We start from the raw sequence: 17,137 nt of genomic DNA on the forward strand, positions 1-17,137 counted from the left end.
GGGAAAGATATGCAAATTCCTTGCAAGGAATTTGCCCAAGGAGACCGCCGATGCTGCGCGTAGACAACCTTACCCTTCATTACGGCCAGAGCCAGATCCTGAACGGCATCTCGCTGACCGCGAAGCCTGGAGAGGTCACCGCCGTGACCGGCACCAACGGTGTGGGCAAGACCTCGTTGCTCAAGGCCATCGCTGGGCGTCACCCCTATTCGGGCGGCACCATCAGCCTCGACGACCGGCCGCTCGATCACCTCAACGCCTACCAGGCGGGCCGCGCGGGCATCGCCTACGTGCCGCAGGGCCGCGAGGTCTTCCCCTTGATGACCGTGCAGGAAAACCTCGAGACCGGCTTTGCCTGCCTGCCGAAATCGGATCACAAGGTGCCCGAGCACATCTTTGATCTGTTCCCCATCCTCAAGGATTTCCTGCACCGCAGGGGCGGTGATCTTTCGGGCGGGCAACAGCAGCAGCTGGCCATCGCACGCGCGCTCATCATGCGCCCCCGCGTGCTTCTGCTCGACGAGCCGACCGAGGGCATCCAGCCAAACATCATCCAGCAGATTGGCCGGGTGATTGCCCAGCTGCGCGCCGATGGCGACATGGCGATCATCCTCGTGGAGCAGTATTTCGACTTCATGTGGGAGCTTGCGGACAATTTCGTCGCCGTGCAGCGCGGGTCGGTCGCCATGGAAGGCCGCGCCGGCGAGATCGACCGCGAGGCCCTGCTCGCCAAGGTCTCGATCTAGGCAGACGGCGGATAAAGCTCCGCAGCGGCCCAACTTTTTCTTGCCATGCTGGGCGGCAGGCCCAATTCTCCCGTTAGGGGGGAAGTTACGGCATGGCACTATCGGTACAGATGACAGCTCGCGCGCAGGCGCGAACCGCCGATCGGTCTTGCCTTGCACAGGCCCATTTTCAAGCGCTGGCCCATTCTCAAGCGCCAGCCCAATCTCAAGCGCAGGCGAGGGCCCGGTGGCGGGGCACAGCCCGGCACATGATCCGGCCCGCGCGCTCCGCGCTGCAGCACTTGCACCCCTCCCACCGGTATTCGACGCCCGGCCGCTTCAGGCCGCGCCCACAGTCATTGAACCCACGTACCGACAGGAGACCACGATGAAGACGATCCGCACACCACTGCTTGGCACGGTGGCCATGGGGCTGGCGCTCACCGCCTCTGCCGCCAGCGCCGAGACCATCCGTTTCTGGACCATCGAGGAACAGCCCGAGCGGCTGGCCCGCCAGCAGGCGATGGCCGACGCCTTCGAAGAGGAAAGCGGCCACACCGTCGAGGTCATCCCCGTCACCGAATCCGAGCTCGGCACCCGCGCCACCGCCGCCTATGCCGCCGGTGACATGCCCGACGTGATCTACCATCCGCTGTCCTACGCCCTGCCCTGGGCCGAGGCGGGCATCCTTGACCCTGACGCTGCCATGGATGTGATCGAGGATCTGGGCGGTGCCACCTTCGCCCCCGGTGCCCTTGCCATGGCCGAGTTCGACGGCGGCTATGCGTCGGTGCCCGCTGATGGCTGGACGCAGATGATCCTTTACCGTTCGGACCTCTTCGACGAGGCGGGGCTCGAGCCGCCGACCTCCTACGCCAACGTGGAAGCGGCCATCGAGGCGCTGCACAACCCACCGGACATGTACGGTTTCGTCGCCGCCACCAAGGTGGACGAGTCGTTCATGAGCCAGGTGCTGGAGCATGTCTTCCTTGCCAATGGCGTCTCCCCCGTGGGGCCTGACGGCTTTGCCGAGCTGGACGAGGCCGCCACCACCGAGGTGCTCGAGTTCTACAAGACCCTGGCCGATGCCTCGCCTCCCGGGGATCTCTACTGGGACCAGTCGCGCACGCTCTATTTCTCGGGGAACGCGGCGATGGTGATCTGGTCACCCTTCATCCTCGATGAGCTTGCGGGACTGCGGGACAGCGCGCCGCCCACCATCAACGACGATCCCACCTCGGCAGAGCTGGCGTCGATGACCGGGATCGTGACCAACTTCGCGGGCCCGTCGAACCCCGATGGCGCGGCATGGGCGGCGATCAACATGCTGGGCATCACCGGCGATGCCTCAACCGATGCGGCCATCGAGTTCGTCGAGTATTCCATGGACCAGGGCTATCTCGAGACGCTGGCCATTGCGCCCGAGGGCAAGTTTCCGGTGCGCCGGGGCACCGATGAGGACCCCGAGATGTTCGTCACCGAATGGGCCAAGCTGCCTGTGGGCGTCGACCGCACCGCCCCCTTGGGCGATCTCTACCCGCAGGAGATGATCGACGAGATCGTCGCCGGCCTTGACGTGGCCCAGCGCTGGGGCGCCGAGGAAGGTCAGCTCGCGCTGGCGTCCAAGATGATCAACAGCCAGGCGGTCAACCGCATCGTGCGCGAATACATCGACGGCGGGATCGACGCCTCCGAGGCCGTGGCGCAGATGAACGAGGAACTGGGCGCGCTGCAATAAGCGCCCTTGCCCAAGCGTCCAGACATGAGCGCCCTCCCCTTCGCCGCGCGGCGGAGGGGCACCACGACACCTGAGGACCACCCCATGAGCACAGCCATTCCCCCCACCGGCAGAGGCCCCCTTGCCCGGCGCGAGGCGCGGCTGGCTTGGGGTCTTCTTCTCCCGACCCTGACGGCGGTGTCTCTGGTGGTGATCCTGCCGCTGCTTGCGGTGTTCTGGATCGCGTTCAAGCCCGTGGGGCTGGCCGAGCTGCGCCCGCCCACGATCATGGCCCGCGAGGACGTGCGCGGCGGCCCCGAAGCCCCCGGCGACGAGGCCACCCTGCGCTACCGGCTGCGCAATTCCTCTCAGGATCAGCAGATCCGGGGCGTGACGCTGACCGACGCCTGGCCCGAGGGGGTGACGCTCGTCGATCCAGGCGCTCTGAACCCGGCCTGCGAGATCACCGATGGCCGCCTGATGTGCGACTTCGGCGACTGGGAGGGCGGCGCGCGCGAGACGCTTGCTATCGACGTGACCGTGGATCAGGCGTTCCTCGACGCCCCTGATCCTTCTGACAGCGCGCCGGTCATCACCGGAGATGGCGACAACGTGCTGACCAACCTTGAGTTCACCTTCGAGAACTTCGCGCAGATCTTCAACGGCTCGGAGTTCTGGGGCGTGCTGGGCGTGACGCTGTTCTACACGGTCTTTGGCACGCTGGGCGCGCTGGTGATGGGGCTGTTCGCGGCGCTACTGCTCAACAAGTCGTTCCGGGGACAGGGCGTTTTGCGGGGGCTCTACCTTTTCCCTTACGTGGCGCCGGTGATTGCCGTGGCGTTTGCGTGGGTCCTGCTGTTCGATCCGTTCTCGGGGTCGATGAACGCGCTGCTGATCCAGATGGGGGTGACCTCGGAGGCGATCAACTTCTTCGGGGAGCGCCCGCTTGCGCTCATCATGGTGACGCTGTTCGAGATTTGGCGCTACTTCCCGCTGTCCTTCCTGTTCATCCTTGCGCGCATGCAGTCGATCGACACGGACATGTACGAGGCGGCGGACATGGACGGGGCATCGCCCTTTCAGAAGTTCCGCTTCCTGTCGCTGCCACAGCTGCTGGGCATCCTGTCGGTGCTGTTCCTGCTGCGCTTCATCTGGACCTTCAACAAGTTCGACGACATCTTCCTGCTGACGGGCGGCAACGCGGGCACGAGGGTGCTGACCGTGAACGTCTATGAGCAGGCCTTTGCGCTCTCGAACATCGGCGCAGGGGCGGCGGTGGCGGTGGTGATCTTCTGCTGCCTGTTGGTGTTCTCGGCCTTCTTCTTCAAGGTGATGAGCCGGGAGGAGGGGCTGTGAGCGTGGTGGTTCGCGGACGGGTCGGAGGGGGCTCTGCCCCCGTCCCTGTGGGACTCCCCCGGGATATTTTCGGTCAAAGGAAACAGGGGGGCGCGCGATGAAGGCGGCATGGAACGGGTATGTGACCGCGCCGGTGATCGGGGCGCTCTGGTGCGCGGTGATCGCGGTGACCGTGGCGGTGGCCATGAGCTTTGCCACAGGGGCGCCGTTCCGACCGTCCTGGCTGGCGCTGTCTTGGGGGGCGGCGGCGGGGTTTTCGGCGCTTTATGGCGCGCTGGTGCTTTGGGGCGCGGCGGCGGCCTTGCTGGTGGCGGGGCTCTTGGGCTTTGGGCCAATGCTGTCGGGGGACGGCGCGGGGCTGGCCGCGCAGCTGGTGGGGCATGGGGGCGTTGCCCTGTTCACCGCGCTGGGGCTTGCCAAGATGTGCGAGGAGCTGCGACCCGGACCTGCGACGCGCCACGAGTTCGAGGAGGCGGTGATCCGGTTCCTCACCGGATTTGGCTACATCTTTTTTACCGCCATTGTGGTCATTCCTTTCTATGTCATGGTGATGACCAGCCTGAAGAACCAGGCGGCGCTGATGGCGAACCCGCTGGATTTCTCGCTGGACCTCACGCGGCGCTGGCATCTGTTCGACAGCTACGTGGAACTGCTCACGCAGTATAATTTCGGCAGCTACCTGTGGACCAGCTTCTATGTGTCGGTGCTGACTGTGGTCATCACGCTGGCCTTCGCCATCCCCGGCGCCTATGCCGTGGCGCGGCTGCGGTTCCGGGGGCAGGCGCTGATGTCGCGCTCGGTGCTGCTGATCTACATGGTGCCGATGATCGTGCTCGCGCTGCCGATCTACATCGCGTTCTCCATGGCGGGGCTGCGCAACACCATCTTCGGGATCGTCCTGATCTATCCGGTGACCACCATTCCCGTCGCACTTTACATGCTGCAGGGCTATTTCCGGGGCCTGCCCGCCGAAATCGAGGAGGCGGGGCTCATGGACGGGCTGAGCCGGCTCAAGGTGATCTGGAAGATCACCCTGCCGCTGAGCCTTCCGGCGCTGGCGAGCGTGTCGCTTTACGTCTTCATGATCGCCTGGAACGAGTTCCTGCTGGCCTTCATGCTGCTGGACGATCCGGGCAAGTTCACCCTGACGCGGGGGATCGCGTCGCTCAACAGCTCGGAGGTGCCCCGGCAGCATCTGATGGCGGGGGCGGTGATCGCCACAGTGCCGATCATGGCGATCTTCCTCGGGCTGGAGCGGTTCATGACCAAGGGGCTGACCGCAGGCTCGGTCAAGGGATAAGGCCGAGAGGCTTTGAGAAGGGTTAAGACATGGCAAGCATAGAATTGAAATCCGTCGAGAAATGGTTCGGCGAGGCGCAGGTCATCAAGGGCGTCGACCTTGTCATCGAGGAAGGTGAGTTCGTCATCTTCGTCGGCCCCTCTGGCTGCGGGAAATCGACGCTTCTGCGGATGATCGCGGGGCTCGAGGAAACCTCGCGCGGGCAGATCCTGATCGGCGGCCGCGACGCCACTGCCGAGCCGCCCGCCCGGCGCGGGCTGGCCATGGTGTTCCAGAGCTACGCGCTTTATCCGCACATGTCGGTTCGCGACAACATGGGGTTCTCGCTCAAGGCGGCGGGCGTGCCGAAGCCCGAGATGGACGCCAAGGTGGACGAGGCGGCGCGGGTGCTGAAGCTCGAGCCGCTACTGGACCGGCGGCCCAAGGATCTGAGCGGCGGGCAGCGCCAGAGGGTCGCCATCGGGCGGTCCATCGTGCGCGACCCCACCGCGTTCCTCTTTGACGAGCCTTTGTCGAACCTCGATGCCGCACTGCGGGTCGAGATGCGCTACGAGATCGCCAAACTCCACCAGTCGCTGAAATCCACGATGATCTACGTCACCCACGACCAGGTTGAGGCGATGACGCTGGCCGACCGGATCGTGGTGCTCGAGGCGGGGCGGGTGAGCCAGGTGGGCAGCCCGCGCGAGCTTTATGAGCGTCCCGGCAACCTTTTCGTGGCGCAGTTCATCGGCAGCCCCAAGATGAACGTCTTTGCCGTGGCGACGGACGGCCTTCGGGTCGGCGGCCTGCCCGGCGAGGCGGACAGCTTCGGCATCCGGCCCGAGCACATCGCGCTGGTTGCGCCCGGGGAGGGGCACATGGACGGCACGGTGGACGTGCTCGAGTACCTCGGGGCGGATACCTATGTCATCGTGGATTGCGGCGATGCCGGCAAGCTGACCGTGCGGGCGCAGGGCGACACCGGAATGCGCCCCGGCGCGGCGGTGGGGCTGCGGTTCGAGGACGGCCAGACCCACCTTTTCGACAAGGCGGGGCTGGCGATACGCTAGGGCGCCTGCGTCACTGCATCCGCGACCATGTCTGACCTCGGCAGATGCCGAGAACGCAGCCCTCGACCTTCAGACGGTTGCCAGACAGGGTCATCTTCGAATTGTAGGTCCTGTCCTGATCAGGGACCCAGATCTTGCCGCCGGTGTAACGTCCGCCCTGCCCCGGCTGCATGTCCCAGATCATCCGCTTGCCGGTATGGTCGCTCTCCACCACCGTGCCGTCGGGCGCGAAGGCCCGGCCCATGGTGCCGCAGATCGTCGGCCCGCAGGTGCCGATGCGCACCTCTGTGGAATAGCCGTTGTCCCCCGATTGGGTACGCCACAGCCCCTCGACCGGATCGGCCGCAGCCACTCCCGCCGACGCGCACAACGCGATCCCGCCAGCCGCGCAGGCCGTTGCGAGCGCCTTCATGATGTTCAGTGTCACGGTCCCTTTCCTCCCCTTTGAAACCATGCGAACAGCGTCGCGCAAATGTCCCCGACCGTTCAATGGTGACGCAAGGGCCGATTGCGCCTGACCTTCCGTCATGAAAGGATGAAAAAAACGGCTATGTGTGGTGAGACAATGATCCTTTATCCCGCAATCGACCTCAAGGACGGCAAGGCCGTGCGGCTGCTTCGCGGTGACATGGACAAAGCAACCGTGTTCAATGACGACCCCGCCGCGCAGGCGCTGGAGTTCGTGGCCGCGGGCTGCGAATGGCTGCACCTCGTCGACCTCAACGGCGCCTTCGCGGGCGAGCCGGTGAACGGAGACGCGGTCGAAACCATCCTCAAGACCACCAACACCCCGGCGCAGCTTGGGGGGGGAATCCGCGACATGGCCACCATCGAGCGCTGGATCGAACGCGGCCTTGCCCGTGTCATCCTTGGCACCGTGGCGGTGGAGAACCCGGCGCTGGTGCGCGAGGCGGCCAAGGCATTCCCCGGCAAGATCGCCGTGGGCATCGACGCCCGTGACGGCATGGTCGCCACCAAGGGCTGGGCCGAGGTGACGGACGTGGACGCGGTCGAGTTGGCGAAAAGCTTCGAGGACGATGGCGTCGCGGCGATCATCTACACGGACATCAACCGCGACGGCGCCATGCAGGGGCCGAACATCGAATACACCGCCGCCATGGCGCGCGCCGTGACCATCCCGGTGATCGCTTCGGGCGGCGTGTCGTCCCTGCGCGACCTCAAGGCGCTGCGCGATTGCGGCGCGTCGCTCAACGGTGCGATCTCGGGGCGGGCGCTTTACGATGGGGCCATTGACCTCGCCGAGGCGCTCAAGCTGCTCAAGGGGTGATTGCAAGGTCCAGCGTGACCGGGAAATGGTCTGACGCTGTCAAAAGGGCGTCCCGCAAGCGGGGCGCCTCTTTTATGTCGGGGTCCCGCAGCGGGTGCCAGATCAGCCAATGCGGGCCGAGCGCGGCAAGGTCCGGCGACACCATGATGTAGTCGAGCATCGCCTCGAGCACGCCGCCATCCTCATGCACGAAACGCGCTGAGCTGGGGCCGCCGGCCCCTTCGGCATCCTGCGCATGGGGATCGAACAGCGCCCGGTCCCCCTCCCCCGCGATGATCTCGACCGAGCTGCGCCCGAAGAGGTTCTCGTACTCGTCGAGGCCCGGCCCGTCGTTGAGATCACCCAGCACGATGACGCTGTGCCCGTCATCCAGAAGGGCATCCACCCGGCGACGCAGCCATATCGCCTGAGCCAGCTGCTTGCGCCGGTTGGCGATGGACAGGCGCATCACCTCGTCGCGGGTGCGTGCGCCGTGGGGAGCCTTGGATTTCAGATGCGCGCCGATGAGGTGCAGCACCTTGCCGTGGACGGACAGCGACACCTCGAGCGGTGGTTTCGAAAAGCTCACCCGATCCATGGTGGCATCCACATCGAGGTCGATGTCGAACGTGCCATCGAAGCGCGGCGCGGCATCGCTGCCCATGGGCGCATGGCGGGCATGGATCACCGCCGGGTCGTACATCAGCGCGATTTCCTGCTGGGTGTCGTTGACGAAGCCCGTGAGCACGCCGGTGGTCCTGAGACCGAACGCGGCGGCGAATTGCGACAGCGCCCGCGCTGTGGACCGGCGCGAGCCGGTGTCGGGGGCCTCAACCACCATGATGGCATCGGCATCCATGGCCGCAAAGACCGTGCCCAGCGCCTCGGCCTGCATGGCGCGGGTGATGCCATAGCGGCCGGACCGTCCACCGTCATGGCGCAGCAGGTGACCGGAATCATCGAACAGCGCATCGAACCATTCGATATTCCAAGTGGCAATGCGCAATCAGGCAGCCCGCTGCGCCGAGATCTCTTCCCAGGCGCGGTTGATATCGATGAGGCGGGTCTCGGACAGTTTCACCGCCTCTTCAGGCACGCCGCGGGCGATCATCACGTCCGGGTGGCTGTCGCGAACCAGCTTGCGCCACCGGCGGCGGATCTCGTCCATGGGGGCATCGGGCGATACGCCAAGCACCGAGTAGGGATCGGGCTCGGCCCCTTCGACGAAACGGCAGCGCAGCTGCTGGAATTCACGCTCGGTAAAGCCGAAGATCTCGGACACCCGTTCAAGAAAGCGGTCCTCGTCCTCGTGGTAATGCCCGTCGGCCACGGCGATGTGGAACAGCCCCTCCATGAGATCCTGCAGCGGCTCGGGTGTCTCGAGGAACATGCGCCGGATGCGCCGGGCGTATTCCTCGAACCCCGCAACGTCCTGCCTCGCGAGGTTGAACACCCGCGCGGCGGCGGCTTCGTCCTCGGGGGCGATCTGGAACACCTCGCGGAAGGCGGTCACCTCGTTGCGGGTCACGACGCCATCGGCCTTGGCCATCTTGGCCGACAAGGCGATCACCGCGATGGTGAAAGCGACGGTGCGCTCTGGCGACTGGCGCAGGCGGTCGAACACCGCACCGATGCCCTCGCCATTGGCAAGAGCTGAGAGGGCTTCGGTGATGCGGGTCCAGATCGACATGGAGGCATGATAGTTCAGTGGCCGGGAACTGTCAGCGGCGCATCGATAAATTTCTGCATGAGCACAAGGTCTATCCAGCGTCCGAACTTGCGCCCCACCTCAGGCAGACGTGCGACCTCGGCAAAACCGATTGCGCCGTGAAAGGCGATGCCCTCGGGGTTCTCGGACGACACGCCCGCAATGAGCGAATGCACGCCGCCTGCCCGCGCCACGTTCTCGAGCGCGGCCATCAGCGCCCGGCCTGCGCCCTTGCCGCGGGCCTCGGGCGCGAGGATCACCGTATGCTCGCGGGTGTGGGCATAGCCCGGCCCGCTGCGGAAGGCGAAAAAGCTGGCGAAACCGATGATCTGCCCCGCTGCCTCGGCCACGAGGAAGGCCTCGCCCCGCGCGGCGATGTCGGCGGCGACGCCCTCGGGGGTGCGCAGATCGGTCGAGAAGGTAATCGACGTGGTTTCGATCCACGGGTTCCAGAAGGCACAGATCGCGGCGGCATCACCGACCCCTGCGGGCCGGATGATCATGCCCCCTGCCGGGCCGCCCGTCACATCAGGCCCCAATCACGTCAGGATCCGGTCATGTCCCTGCGCCGTGTGAACCGAACCGCGCAGGCCCGGCACATCGCCGGTGACGAACCGCACCAGCGGTGCGTCGAGATGCGGGGCCAGCAGCGCCTCGAGCGCGGCCGCCTCGGGATGCGTCACCTCAAGCCGTGTCAGCCGCGTGCCGGAGGCGGACAGCATCGCCCCTGCGGGCACCGGGCTGAGCCACTGGATCAGCGCCGGGAACAAGCCATCATAGGGCAGCAGCCCGTCCTCGGGGACCGTCATCAGCCACTGCAGCCGCCCACGCGACAGCTCGACCACCTGGCCCGCCATGGGCAGGGCCTGCAGTGCCGCCTCCATGTCCGGCACCCGGCACACCCATTTATCGAGCCGGGCCGGCCCCTTGAAGGCATCGAGCCCGAACCAGCGCGGCTTGCCCGGAGGCTCGGCACCCGGGTCGATGGCGATCGCCTCGAGATAAAGCCCTCCGCCCAGCCCCAGAAGCTGGTTGTGCGTGCCATAGATGGGGTGGCTTCCCCCCGGTTCCATGGGCATGCCCACGGCGGCCTCGGCGTGGGCGGCCGCTTCTTCCAGCGTCTCGCCAAGCACCGCAATGTGATCGAGCGTAAGGGTCATCCGATGCCCATTGTTCTGAATATCCGAGAAAAGATAGGGCAGCGCGCAAGCCAAGAAAACGCAAAAAACGCAATGCGGGCCGAAGGCTGTGCCCCCGGCCCGCAGAACCGTTGCCAAAATGTTGCCTTCGAGGAAGCTGACCTAGCCCTTCGCCTCCCCGATCAGGCCAAGGATGTCCTTGGCCGCATCCGGGATATTGGTGCCCGGCCCAAAGATCGCCTTCACCCCGGCATCATAGAGAAACTTGTAATCCTGGTGGGGAATCACCCCGCCGCAGATCACGATGATGTCCTCTGCGCCCTGATCCTTGAGGGCCTGCACCAGCTGCGGCGCGAGGGTCTTGTGCCCCGCCGCCTGGCTCGAGATGCCGATGATGTGCACGTCGTTGTCGATGGCATCCTGCGCCGCCTCTTCTGGGGTCTGGAACAGCGGGCCCACGTCCACGTCGAAGCCGATGTCGGCAAAGGCGGTGGCGATCACCTTGGCGCCGCGATCATGGCCGTCCTGGCCCATCTTGACCACGAGCATGCGCGGGCGGCGCCCCTCGGCCTCAGCGAAATCCTCAACCGCCTTCTGGATGGCGGCAAAGCCCTCGTCGCCCTCGTAAGCGGCGCCATAGACCCCGGCCAGCGTCTTGACCTCGGCCCGGTGACGACCGAACACCTTCTCCATTGCCATGCTGATCTCTCCGACCGTGGCCCGGGTGCGGGCGGCCTCGACCGCTGCCTCGAGCAGGTTGCCGCCGTCCTTCGCACGCCGCTCCAGTTCCGCGAGCGCCGCATCGCAGGCCGCCTCGTCGCGGGTCCTGCGGATCTTCTCCAGCGAGGCGACCTGCCCCTCACGGACCTTGGCGTTGTCGATGTCGAGGATGTCGAGCTCGTCCTCCTTCTCGAGCCGGTACTTGTTGACCCCGACGATCACGTCGGTGCCCCGGTCGATGTCCGCCTGCCTGCGGGCGGCGGTTTCCTCGATGCGCAGCTTGGGCATGCCCGAGGCGACGGCCTTGGTCATGCCGCCCATCTCGTCCACTTCCTCGATCAGCTTCCACGCGGCCTCGGCCAGATCGGCGGTCAGCTTTTCGACGTAGTAGGAACCGGCCATGGGATCGACCACCTTGGTGACGCCGGTTTCCTCCTGCAGCACCAGCTGCGTGTTGCGCGCGATGCGCGCCGAGAATTCCGTCGGCAGGGCAATGGCTTCGTCCAGCGCGTTGGTGTGCAGCGACTGGGTGCCGCCCAGCACGGCGCTCATTGCCTCGTAGGCGGTGCGGATGACGTTATTGTAGGGGTCCTGCTCGGCCAGCGAGACGCCCGAGGTCTGGCAATGGGTCCGCAGCATCTTGGAGCGGGGCGATTGCGCTCCTAGCTCGGTCATGATGCGCGACCAGAGCATCCGGGCGGCGCGCAGCTTCGCGATCTCCATGAAAAAGTTCTTGCCGATGGCAAAGAAGAACGACAGCCGGCCAGCGAACTTGTCGATGTCCATGCCCGCATCCATTGCCGTCTTCACGTATTCCTTGCCGTCCGCGAGGGTGAAGGCCAGCTCCTGTACGAGGTTCGCCCCCGCCTCCTGCATGTGGTAGCCGGAGATCGAGATGGAGTTGAACTTGGGCATCTCGGCGCTGGTGTATTCGATGATGTCCGAGATGATCCGCATCGATGGCTCGGGCGGATAGATGTAGGTGTTGCGGACCATGAACTCCTTGAGGATGTCATTCTGGATGGTCCCCGAAAGCAGCGCCTTGTCGTGGCCCTGTTCCTCGCCGGTGACGATGAAGTTGGCCAGCACCGGGATCACCGCGCCGTTCATGGTCATCGACACGGACACCTTGTCGAGCGGGATGCCCCCGAAGAGCACCTTCATGTCCTCCACGCTGTCGATGGCGACACCGGCCTTGCCCACGTCGCCGACCACGCGGGGGTGGTCGCTGTCATAGCCGCGGTGCGTGGCCAGGTCGAAGGCCACCGACACGCCCTGCTGCCCGGCGGCAAGCGCCTTGCGGTAGAAGGCGTTGGATTCCTCCGCCGTGGAGAAACCCGCGTATTGCCGAATGGTCCACGGGCGGCCGGCGTACATCGTCGCCTTCACGCCGCGGGTGAAGGGCTCCATCCCCGGCAACTCTCCCATCTGGGGCAGCCCATCGAGATCGGCAGCGGTATAGACCGGCTTGACCTCGATCCCCTCGAGCGTGTCCCAGTTGAGAGCCTCCAGCGGGCGCCCCCGCAGTTCCTTTTCAGCCAGAGTGCGCCAATCGTCCAGTTTGGCTGTCATCGTCCTGTCCTCTCTCTGTAGGAGCCGGCGGCCAGCGTGGCCTCTCCGTGCCGGACTCCGGGTCCTCTGTCAGTCGAGCCAGCCCGCCCGCCCCTGAATGGAGCCAGAACAGGTCGTCGGCATAGCGCTCGCGCAGGGGCGCGAGCTGGTGCGGGGCGAAGGGCATGAACCGCCCCTCCCCCTGTGGCAGCGCGGCGGGGTTGCCCCCCCGCTCGCGCAGAAGATCGGCCAGCGCGGCAAGGTCCGGGCTGCGATGCGCCCAGATCCCGCCCATGGGCAGCGGCGGCGCCCGTCGCAGCCCGGTGGCCACCCGCAGCAGCTGGTCGGGCCGCGAGGTAAAGCGTTCGAAGGGCGTCACCACGATGTCCGCGCCGGGCCAGGCAGCGGCGATCTCGGGGATCACCTGACGCCACGAGCGCTGATGGGCACAGATCTCGTCGAGCAGCGCCGGCTCCGGAAGCGGCAGGCCGCGCGGCATGAGATAGGCCAGCAGCGAGGCCCACCACATCTCGGGTGAGCGAATCTGCAGCACGATGCGCGTCACCTGCGGGAAGGCCAGCGCCACCCGTGCCAGCCGGTCTCCGGCCCCGGGGTAGAGCGCCCGTGCCCGGAGGCAGGCACGCGGCGTGCCAAGCATGTTCACGTCCGTGACCAGAAGCTGCGACAGCCCCCGCCGCCGCGACGCCTCGACCGCGAGGCGCACACGGCCCGGTGCCCGGTTCGGCTGCGCATCGTAAAGGCCGTGGAACAGCCCCTGCCGGGTGCGCTGCGGCCCCCAGAAGCCGATCCCAAGCCCCGCAAGTTCTGCGTCCACGCTGCGCAGGTAGCAGTGGAAACTGGCGGCCCCGGTGCGATGGGCCCCGAGATGCAAGATGATGTCCATGGCTGGCTCTCATGCTGGGAAGGTCAGGCTGCATCATGCCCCCTGCTCCGTGAGAAACCGGTTAAGACAAGGAAAATTCATCTCACTCCGTCGCATAGCCTGTGCAGGCGCCACCGTGATGCTTATATCTGGAAGCATGACCAGATCCGTGATCCCCGCCCTGCTTGCCGCCCTCGCCCTTCTGCCCGCAGCGGGTGTGGCCGTCCTGCCATCGGGCGGCATGGCCCAGACCGAAGCCGCGGATGATCCGGTGAGCATCATCCAGCCGGTCACCGACCAGACGCTGGAGGATTTTCTGTGGATCGCGCGGCCTCTCGTCGTGTTTGCGGACAACCCGGCGGATCCGCGATACGTGCAGCAGATGCAGCTGATCACCCAGCGGCTCGATGCGCTGGCGGATCGCGACGTGGTGGTGCTCACCGATACGGACCCGAGCGCGCGCAGCGCCATCCGGCGCGAGTTGCGCCCGCGCGGATTTGCCCTGAACCTCATCGCGAAAGACGGCACCGTCCTGCTGCGCAAGCCTGCGCCCTGGGACGTGCGGGAAATCTCGCGGTCGATCGACAAGCAGCCTCTGCGCCAGCAGGAGGTGCGCGACCGGCGTGATGCGAATGCCCCGGTGACCCAGTAAGGCAAGGGTTCGCCGCGCGCTCCGCTGTCGCGCTGGCGTTGGCATTGCAGCCTACCGCCCGGCAGGCGCTGGCAAGCCGATCGCTTGTCCTGCGGCTCTGCAATAAGCCGTCCGGGGTCATGCAGCACTGCCACAAACCGCCGGCCCTGCAGCCCATCAAGGCAGAAGTGCTGCCACAGGGCCAACGGGCTGCTCAACGCGGCATTCCAGACCCCGGCACCATGCACCGACCGCAGTTGCAGGCACCGACGTCGCGCCTCAGCGGGCCCTAGTCGTAGCCGCGCAGCACCCAGGCGCGTTTCTCGCCCCAGTCCACCAGCGACAGGGTCCGTGCCTCGGGGTCGTAGACCGTCACCACCTCGGGGTCGGTCATGGCTTGGTAGAGCGGCGTCTGAAGGTCCTTCGTCAGGCAATGCAGCGCGCCGGTCACTCCGGCGGAGTTGATCCCGAAGGAAACCGGATGCTCCAGCGCGCGAATCTCTTTGGAAAGCTCGTTGGGACTGAGGCCCACGTCGAAGGCCACCGTGCGCCCCCGGTCGATCAGGTAGAGCGCCCCTGTCAGGTCCCCTGCACGCATTACCCGCGGCTTGGTGTAGCGCGAATAGAGCGTGAACAACGCAGCCGTGCAGCCGAGGTGATCCTCGTAATAGACCGTATCGCGCAGGAACAGCGTTCCCTCCAGCTGCTTGCGCAGCTTGGCCTCGGTCTCGAAGACGCAGGCCGCCAGCAGCAGCGGCACCAGCAGCACCGCCACGCGCCAGCGCAGCCCGGCCCAGAGCCGTTTCACAAATCCCATGACGCCCGCCTGTGACAGGACGCCCCCACGGGAGCAGACTGGCCCCGTAATATTTACCGCAGCTTAGGAAATGGGGGCGATGCCGTGACATGCCCCGCGAATGCAGGGCATTGCCCGGCATCTGCGCTATGTCACGACCTCCCCCCATGGCGTGCCCTATTCGAATTCCATGATCACGTCGTCCACGGCAAGGCTGTCACCGGGGCCGGCGTTGATCTTGGAGACCACGCCCTTGCGTTCGGCGCGTAGGATGTTCTCCATCTTCATGGCTTCGACGGAACAGAGCGCCTGCCCCTCCTGCACCTCGTCACCCTCGGCCACGTTCATCGTGACGATGAGGCCGGGCATCGGGCAGAGCAGCATCTTGGAGGTATCCGGAGCCTGCTTCTCGGGCATCTGCCGGGCCAGTTCCGCCTGGCGCGGGGTGCGCACGTGCACCTTGAGATCAGCGCCCCGCGACCGGATGCGGAAGCCGCCCGAGATCTTGCCGACCTTGAGCACCAGCGGCGCGCCATCCACGGTCATGTGGGCCAGCGAATGACCAGGGGTCCAGTCGCCCTTAACGTGAACCACCTGCCCGTCGGCGAAGGTCACCGCGGCTGCACCCTTTTCGGCGGCGACGGTGACGTCGAAATGGGTGCCCTGAAGCGCCACGTTCCAGTGATCCCCGACCTTGCGCTCATGGTTGTCGAGCGTGCCCGAAATGCGCGTGCGCCGGATCTCGGCCACGCGGTTCATGGCGGCGCAAGCGGCAGCCAGCTGGCGCAGCTTGTCCTCGGGCAGGGTCACGCCCTCGAAGCCCTCGGGGTATTCCTCGGCGATGAAGGCCGTGGTGATATTGCCCGAGGTGAACCGTTCATGGTCCATCACGGCAGCGACGAAGGGCAGGTTGTGGCCGATGCCCTCGACCTCGAAACTGTCGAGCGCGTTGCGCATGACCTCGATCGCCTGCTCGCGGGTTTCGGCCCAGGTGCAGAGCTTGGCGATCATCGGATCGTAGTACATCGAGATCTCGCCGCCCTCGTAGACGCCGGTGTCGTTGCGCACGATGCCGCCATGCAGCTCGCCCTCTTCGGGCGGACGATAGCGGGTCAGACGGCCGATGGACGGCAGGAAGCCGCGGTATGGGTCTTCGGCGTAAAGGCGGTTCTCGATGGCCCAGCCGTTGATCTTCACATCGTCCTGGGTGATCGACAGCGGCTCGCCGTTGGCAATGCGGATCATCTGTTCCACGAGGTCGATGCCGGTGATGAGCTCGGTCACCGGGTGTTCCACCTGCAGGCGGGTGTTCATCTCGAGGAAGTAGAAGTTCTTGTCGCCATCGACGATGAACTCCACGGTCCCGGCAGAGGTGTAGCCCACCGCCTTGGCCAGCGCGACGGACTGCTCGCCCATGGCCTTTCGGGTCTCAGCATCGAGGAAGGGTGACGGAGCCTCTTCGACGACCTTCTGGTTGCGGCGCTGGATCGAACATTCACGCTCGTTCAGCCACAGGCCGTTGCCGTGGGCGTCGCACAGCACCTGGATCTCGATGTGGCGCGGCTGGGTGACGAACTTCTCGATGAAGATGCGGTCGTCGCCAAAGCTGCTGGCAGCCTCGTTCTTGGATGACTGGAAGCCTTCGCGGCATTCCTCGTCATTCCACGCGATGCGCATGCCCTTGCCGCCGCCGCCGGCGGAAGCCTTGATCATCACCGGGTAGCCGATCTCGTTCGAGATCTTCACCGCCTCTTCGGCGTCCTCGATCAGGCCCATGTAGCCGGGAACGGTGTTCACACCGGCCTCCTGGGCGATCTTCTTCGAGGTGATCTTGTCGCCCATCGCCTCGATGGCGCCCTTGGGCGGCCCGATGAAGGCGACGCCGGCGGCCTCGAGCGCCTCGGCAAACTTGGGGTTCTCGGACAGGAAGCCATACCCCGGGTGCACCGCCTGCGCGCCGGTCTGCTTGATGGCGTCCATGATCTTGTCGATCACGATATAGGACTGGTTCGCGGGCGGCGGGCCGATGTGCACCGCTTCGTCGGCCATGCTGACATGCAGCGCGTGCTTGTCCGCGTCCGAATAGACCGCGACGGTCTTGATGCCCATCTTCTGCGCCGACTTGATCACCCGGCAGGCGATCTCGCCCCGGTTGGCGATCAGGATCTTGTCGAACATGGCTGTCCCTTTCCTATCTTCTCACGATCGGCCGAAGCGCTCTGGCCCGGCCGCCCCCTCTGGTCACGAAAAAAGCCACCGTGGCCCGGCAGGGCCACGGTGGCTTCGATGTCA

The 17,137-nt window shown here is 65.9% G+C and carries 16 protein-coding genes; 7 read left to right on the plus strand and 9 right to left on the minus strand.

Features of this window, described 5'->3' with window-relative positions:
- Positions 1-50: 50 nt before the first annotated feature.
- The 5 genes from urtE to IEX41_RS03655 all read left to right on the plus strand — a co-directional run bounded on the left by urtE (position 51) and on the right by IEX41_RS03655 (position 6,150).
- Positions 51-746 carry an urea ABC transporter ATP-binding subunit UrtE gene (gene urtE / locus IEX41_RS03635; protein ID WP_188788840.1) on the plus strand — a complete coding sequence of 232 codons (696 nt, stop codon included), beginning with the start codon at positions 51-53 and terminating at the stop codon, positions 744-746.
- 367 nt (positions 747-1,113) lie between these two features.
- Positions 1,114-2,463: an ABC transporter substrate-binding protein gene (locus tag IEX41_RS03640; protein ID WP_188788841.1), complete on the plus strand. Its 1,350-nt coding sequence runs from the start codon at positions 1,114-1,116 to the stop codon at positions 2,461-2,463.
- A gap of 84 nt (positions 2,464-2,547) precedes the next feature.
- Positions 2,548-3,798, plus strand: coding sequence for a sugar ABC transporter permease (locus IEX41_RS03645; RefSeq protein ID WP_188788842.1), 1,251 nt, complete (start codon positions 2,548-2,550; stop codon positions 3,796-3,798).
- 97 nt (positions 3,799-3,895) lie between these two features.
- Positions 3,896-5,098 carry a carbohydrate ABC transporter permease gene (locus IEX41_RS03650; protein WP_188788843.1) on the plus strand — a complete coding sequence of 401 codons (1,203 nt, stop codon included), beginning with the start codon at positions 3,896-3,898 and terminating at the stop codon, positions 5,096-5,098.
- Between the two features lie 29 nt (positions 5,099-5,127).
- Positions 5,128-6,150, plus strand: a complete 1,023-nt coding sequence (locus IEX41_RS03655; protein ID WP_188788844.1) for an ABC transporter ATP-binding protein — start codon at positions 5,128-5,130, stop codon at positions 6,148-6,150.
- 10 nt (positions 6,151-6,160) lie between these two features.
- Here the strand turns inward: IEX41_RS03655 and IEX41_RS03660 are convergent, their stop codons facing one another.
- Entirely contained in the window at positions 6,161-6,577 is a 417-nt protein-coding gene (locus IEX41_RS03660; protein WP_308421486.1) for a DUF2147 domain-containing protein, read from the minus strand.
- A 138-nt stretch (positions 6,578-6,715) separates the two neighbouring features.
- Here IEX41_RS03660 and hisA point away from each other — a divergent pair, with 138 nt between their 5' ends.
- Complete coding sequence (gene hisA / locus IEX41_RS03665; protein ID WP_188788845.1) at positions 6,716-7,438, plus strand: 1-(5-phosphoribosyl)-5-[(5-phosphoribosylamino)methylideneamino]imidazole-4-carboxamide isomerase; 723 nt, start codon at positions 6,716-6,718, stop codon at positions 7,436-7,438.
- Here the strand turns inward: hisA and IEX41_RS03670 are convergent.
- The 6 genes from IEX41_RS03670 to IEX41_RS03695 form a co-directional block, all read right to left on the minus strand.
- Positions 7,428-8,423 carry an endonuclease/exonuclease/phosphatase family protein gene (locus IEX41_RS03670; protein WP_188788846.1) on the minus strand — a complete coding sequence of 332 codons (996 nt, stop codon included), beginning with the start codon at positions 8,421-8,423 and terminating at the stop codon, positions 7,428-7,430. The genes hisA and IEX41_RS03670 overlap by 11 nt on opposite strands.
- Positions 8,424-9,107 (minus strand): molecular chaperone DjiA, encoded by a 684-nt coding sequence (locus IEX41_RS03675; RefSeq protein ID WP_188788847.1) that lies wholly within the window; start codon positions 9,105-9,107, stop codon positions 8,424-8,426.
- 14 nt (positions 9,108-9,121) lie between these two features.
- Positions 9,122-9,628, minus strand: coding sequence for a GNAT family N-acetyltransferase (locus IEX41_RS03680; RefSeq protein WP_188788848.1), 507 nt, complete (start codon positions 9,626-9,628; stop codon positions 9,122-9,124).
- Between the two features lie 36 nt (positions 9,629-9,664).
- On the minus strand, positions 9,665-10,285 hold the full coding sequence (locus tag IEX41_RS03685; protein WP_188788849.1) for a VOC family protein: 621 nt from the start codon (positions 10,283-10,285) through the stop codon (positions 9,665-9,667).
- A gap of 141 nt (positions 10,286-10,426) precedes the next feature.
- A complete protein-coding gene (gene scpA / locus IEX41_RS03690; RefSeq protein ID WP_188788850.1) occupies positions 10,427-12,556 on the minus strand; it encodes a methylmalonyl-CoA mutase in 2,130 nt (709 codons plus the stop codon).
- Complete coding sequence (locus tag IEX41_RS03695) at positions 12,519-13,439, minus strand: hypothetical protein (protein ID WP_188788851.1); 921 nt, start codon at positions 13,437-13,439, stop codon at positions 12,519-12,521. Before IEX41_RS03695 ends, scpA begins: the two co-directional genes overlap by 38 nt.
- Positions 13,440-13,575: 136 nt before the next feature.
- Here IEX41_RS03695 and IEX41_RS03700 point away from each other — a divergent pair, with 136 nt between their 5' ends.
- On the plus strand, positions 13,576-14,070 hold the full coding sequence (locus tag IEX41_RS03700; protein ID WP_188788852.1) for a DUF4174 domain-containing protein: 495 nt from the start codon (positions 13,576-13,578) through the stop codon (positions 14,068-14,070).
- A gap of 268 nt (positions 14,071-14,338) precedes the next feature.
- Here IEX41_RS03700 and IEX41_RS03705 read toward each other — a convergent pair whose 3' ends face one another.
- A complete protein-coding gene (locus tag IEX41_RS03705) occupies positions 14,339-14,866 on the minus strand; it encodes a hypothetical protein (RefSeq protein ID WP_188788853.1) in 528 nt (175 codons plus the stop codon).
- 156 nt (positions 14,867-15,022) lie between these two features.
- Positions 15,023-17,023 (minus strand): acetyl-CoA carboxylase biotin carboxylase subunit, encoded by a 2,001-nt coding sequence (locus IEX41_RS03710; protein ID WP_188788854.1) that lies wholly within the window; start codon positions 17,021-17,023, stop codon positions 15,023-15,025.
- Positions 17,024-17,137: the final 114 nt, after the last annotated feature.

The organism is Salipiger pallidus (assembly GCF_014643635.1).
In the GTDB taxonomy this organism is placed as follows: Bacteria; Pseudomonadota; Alphaproteobacteria; order Rhodobacterales; family Rhodobacteraceae; genus Salipiger; species Salipiger pallidus.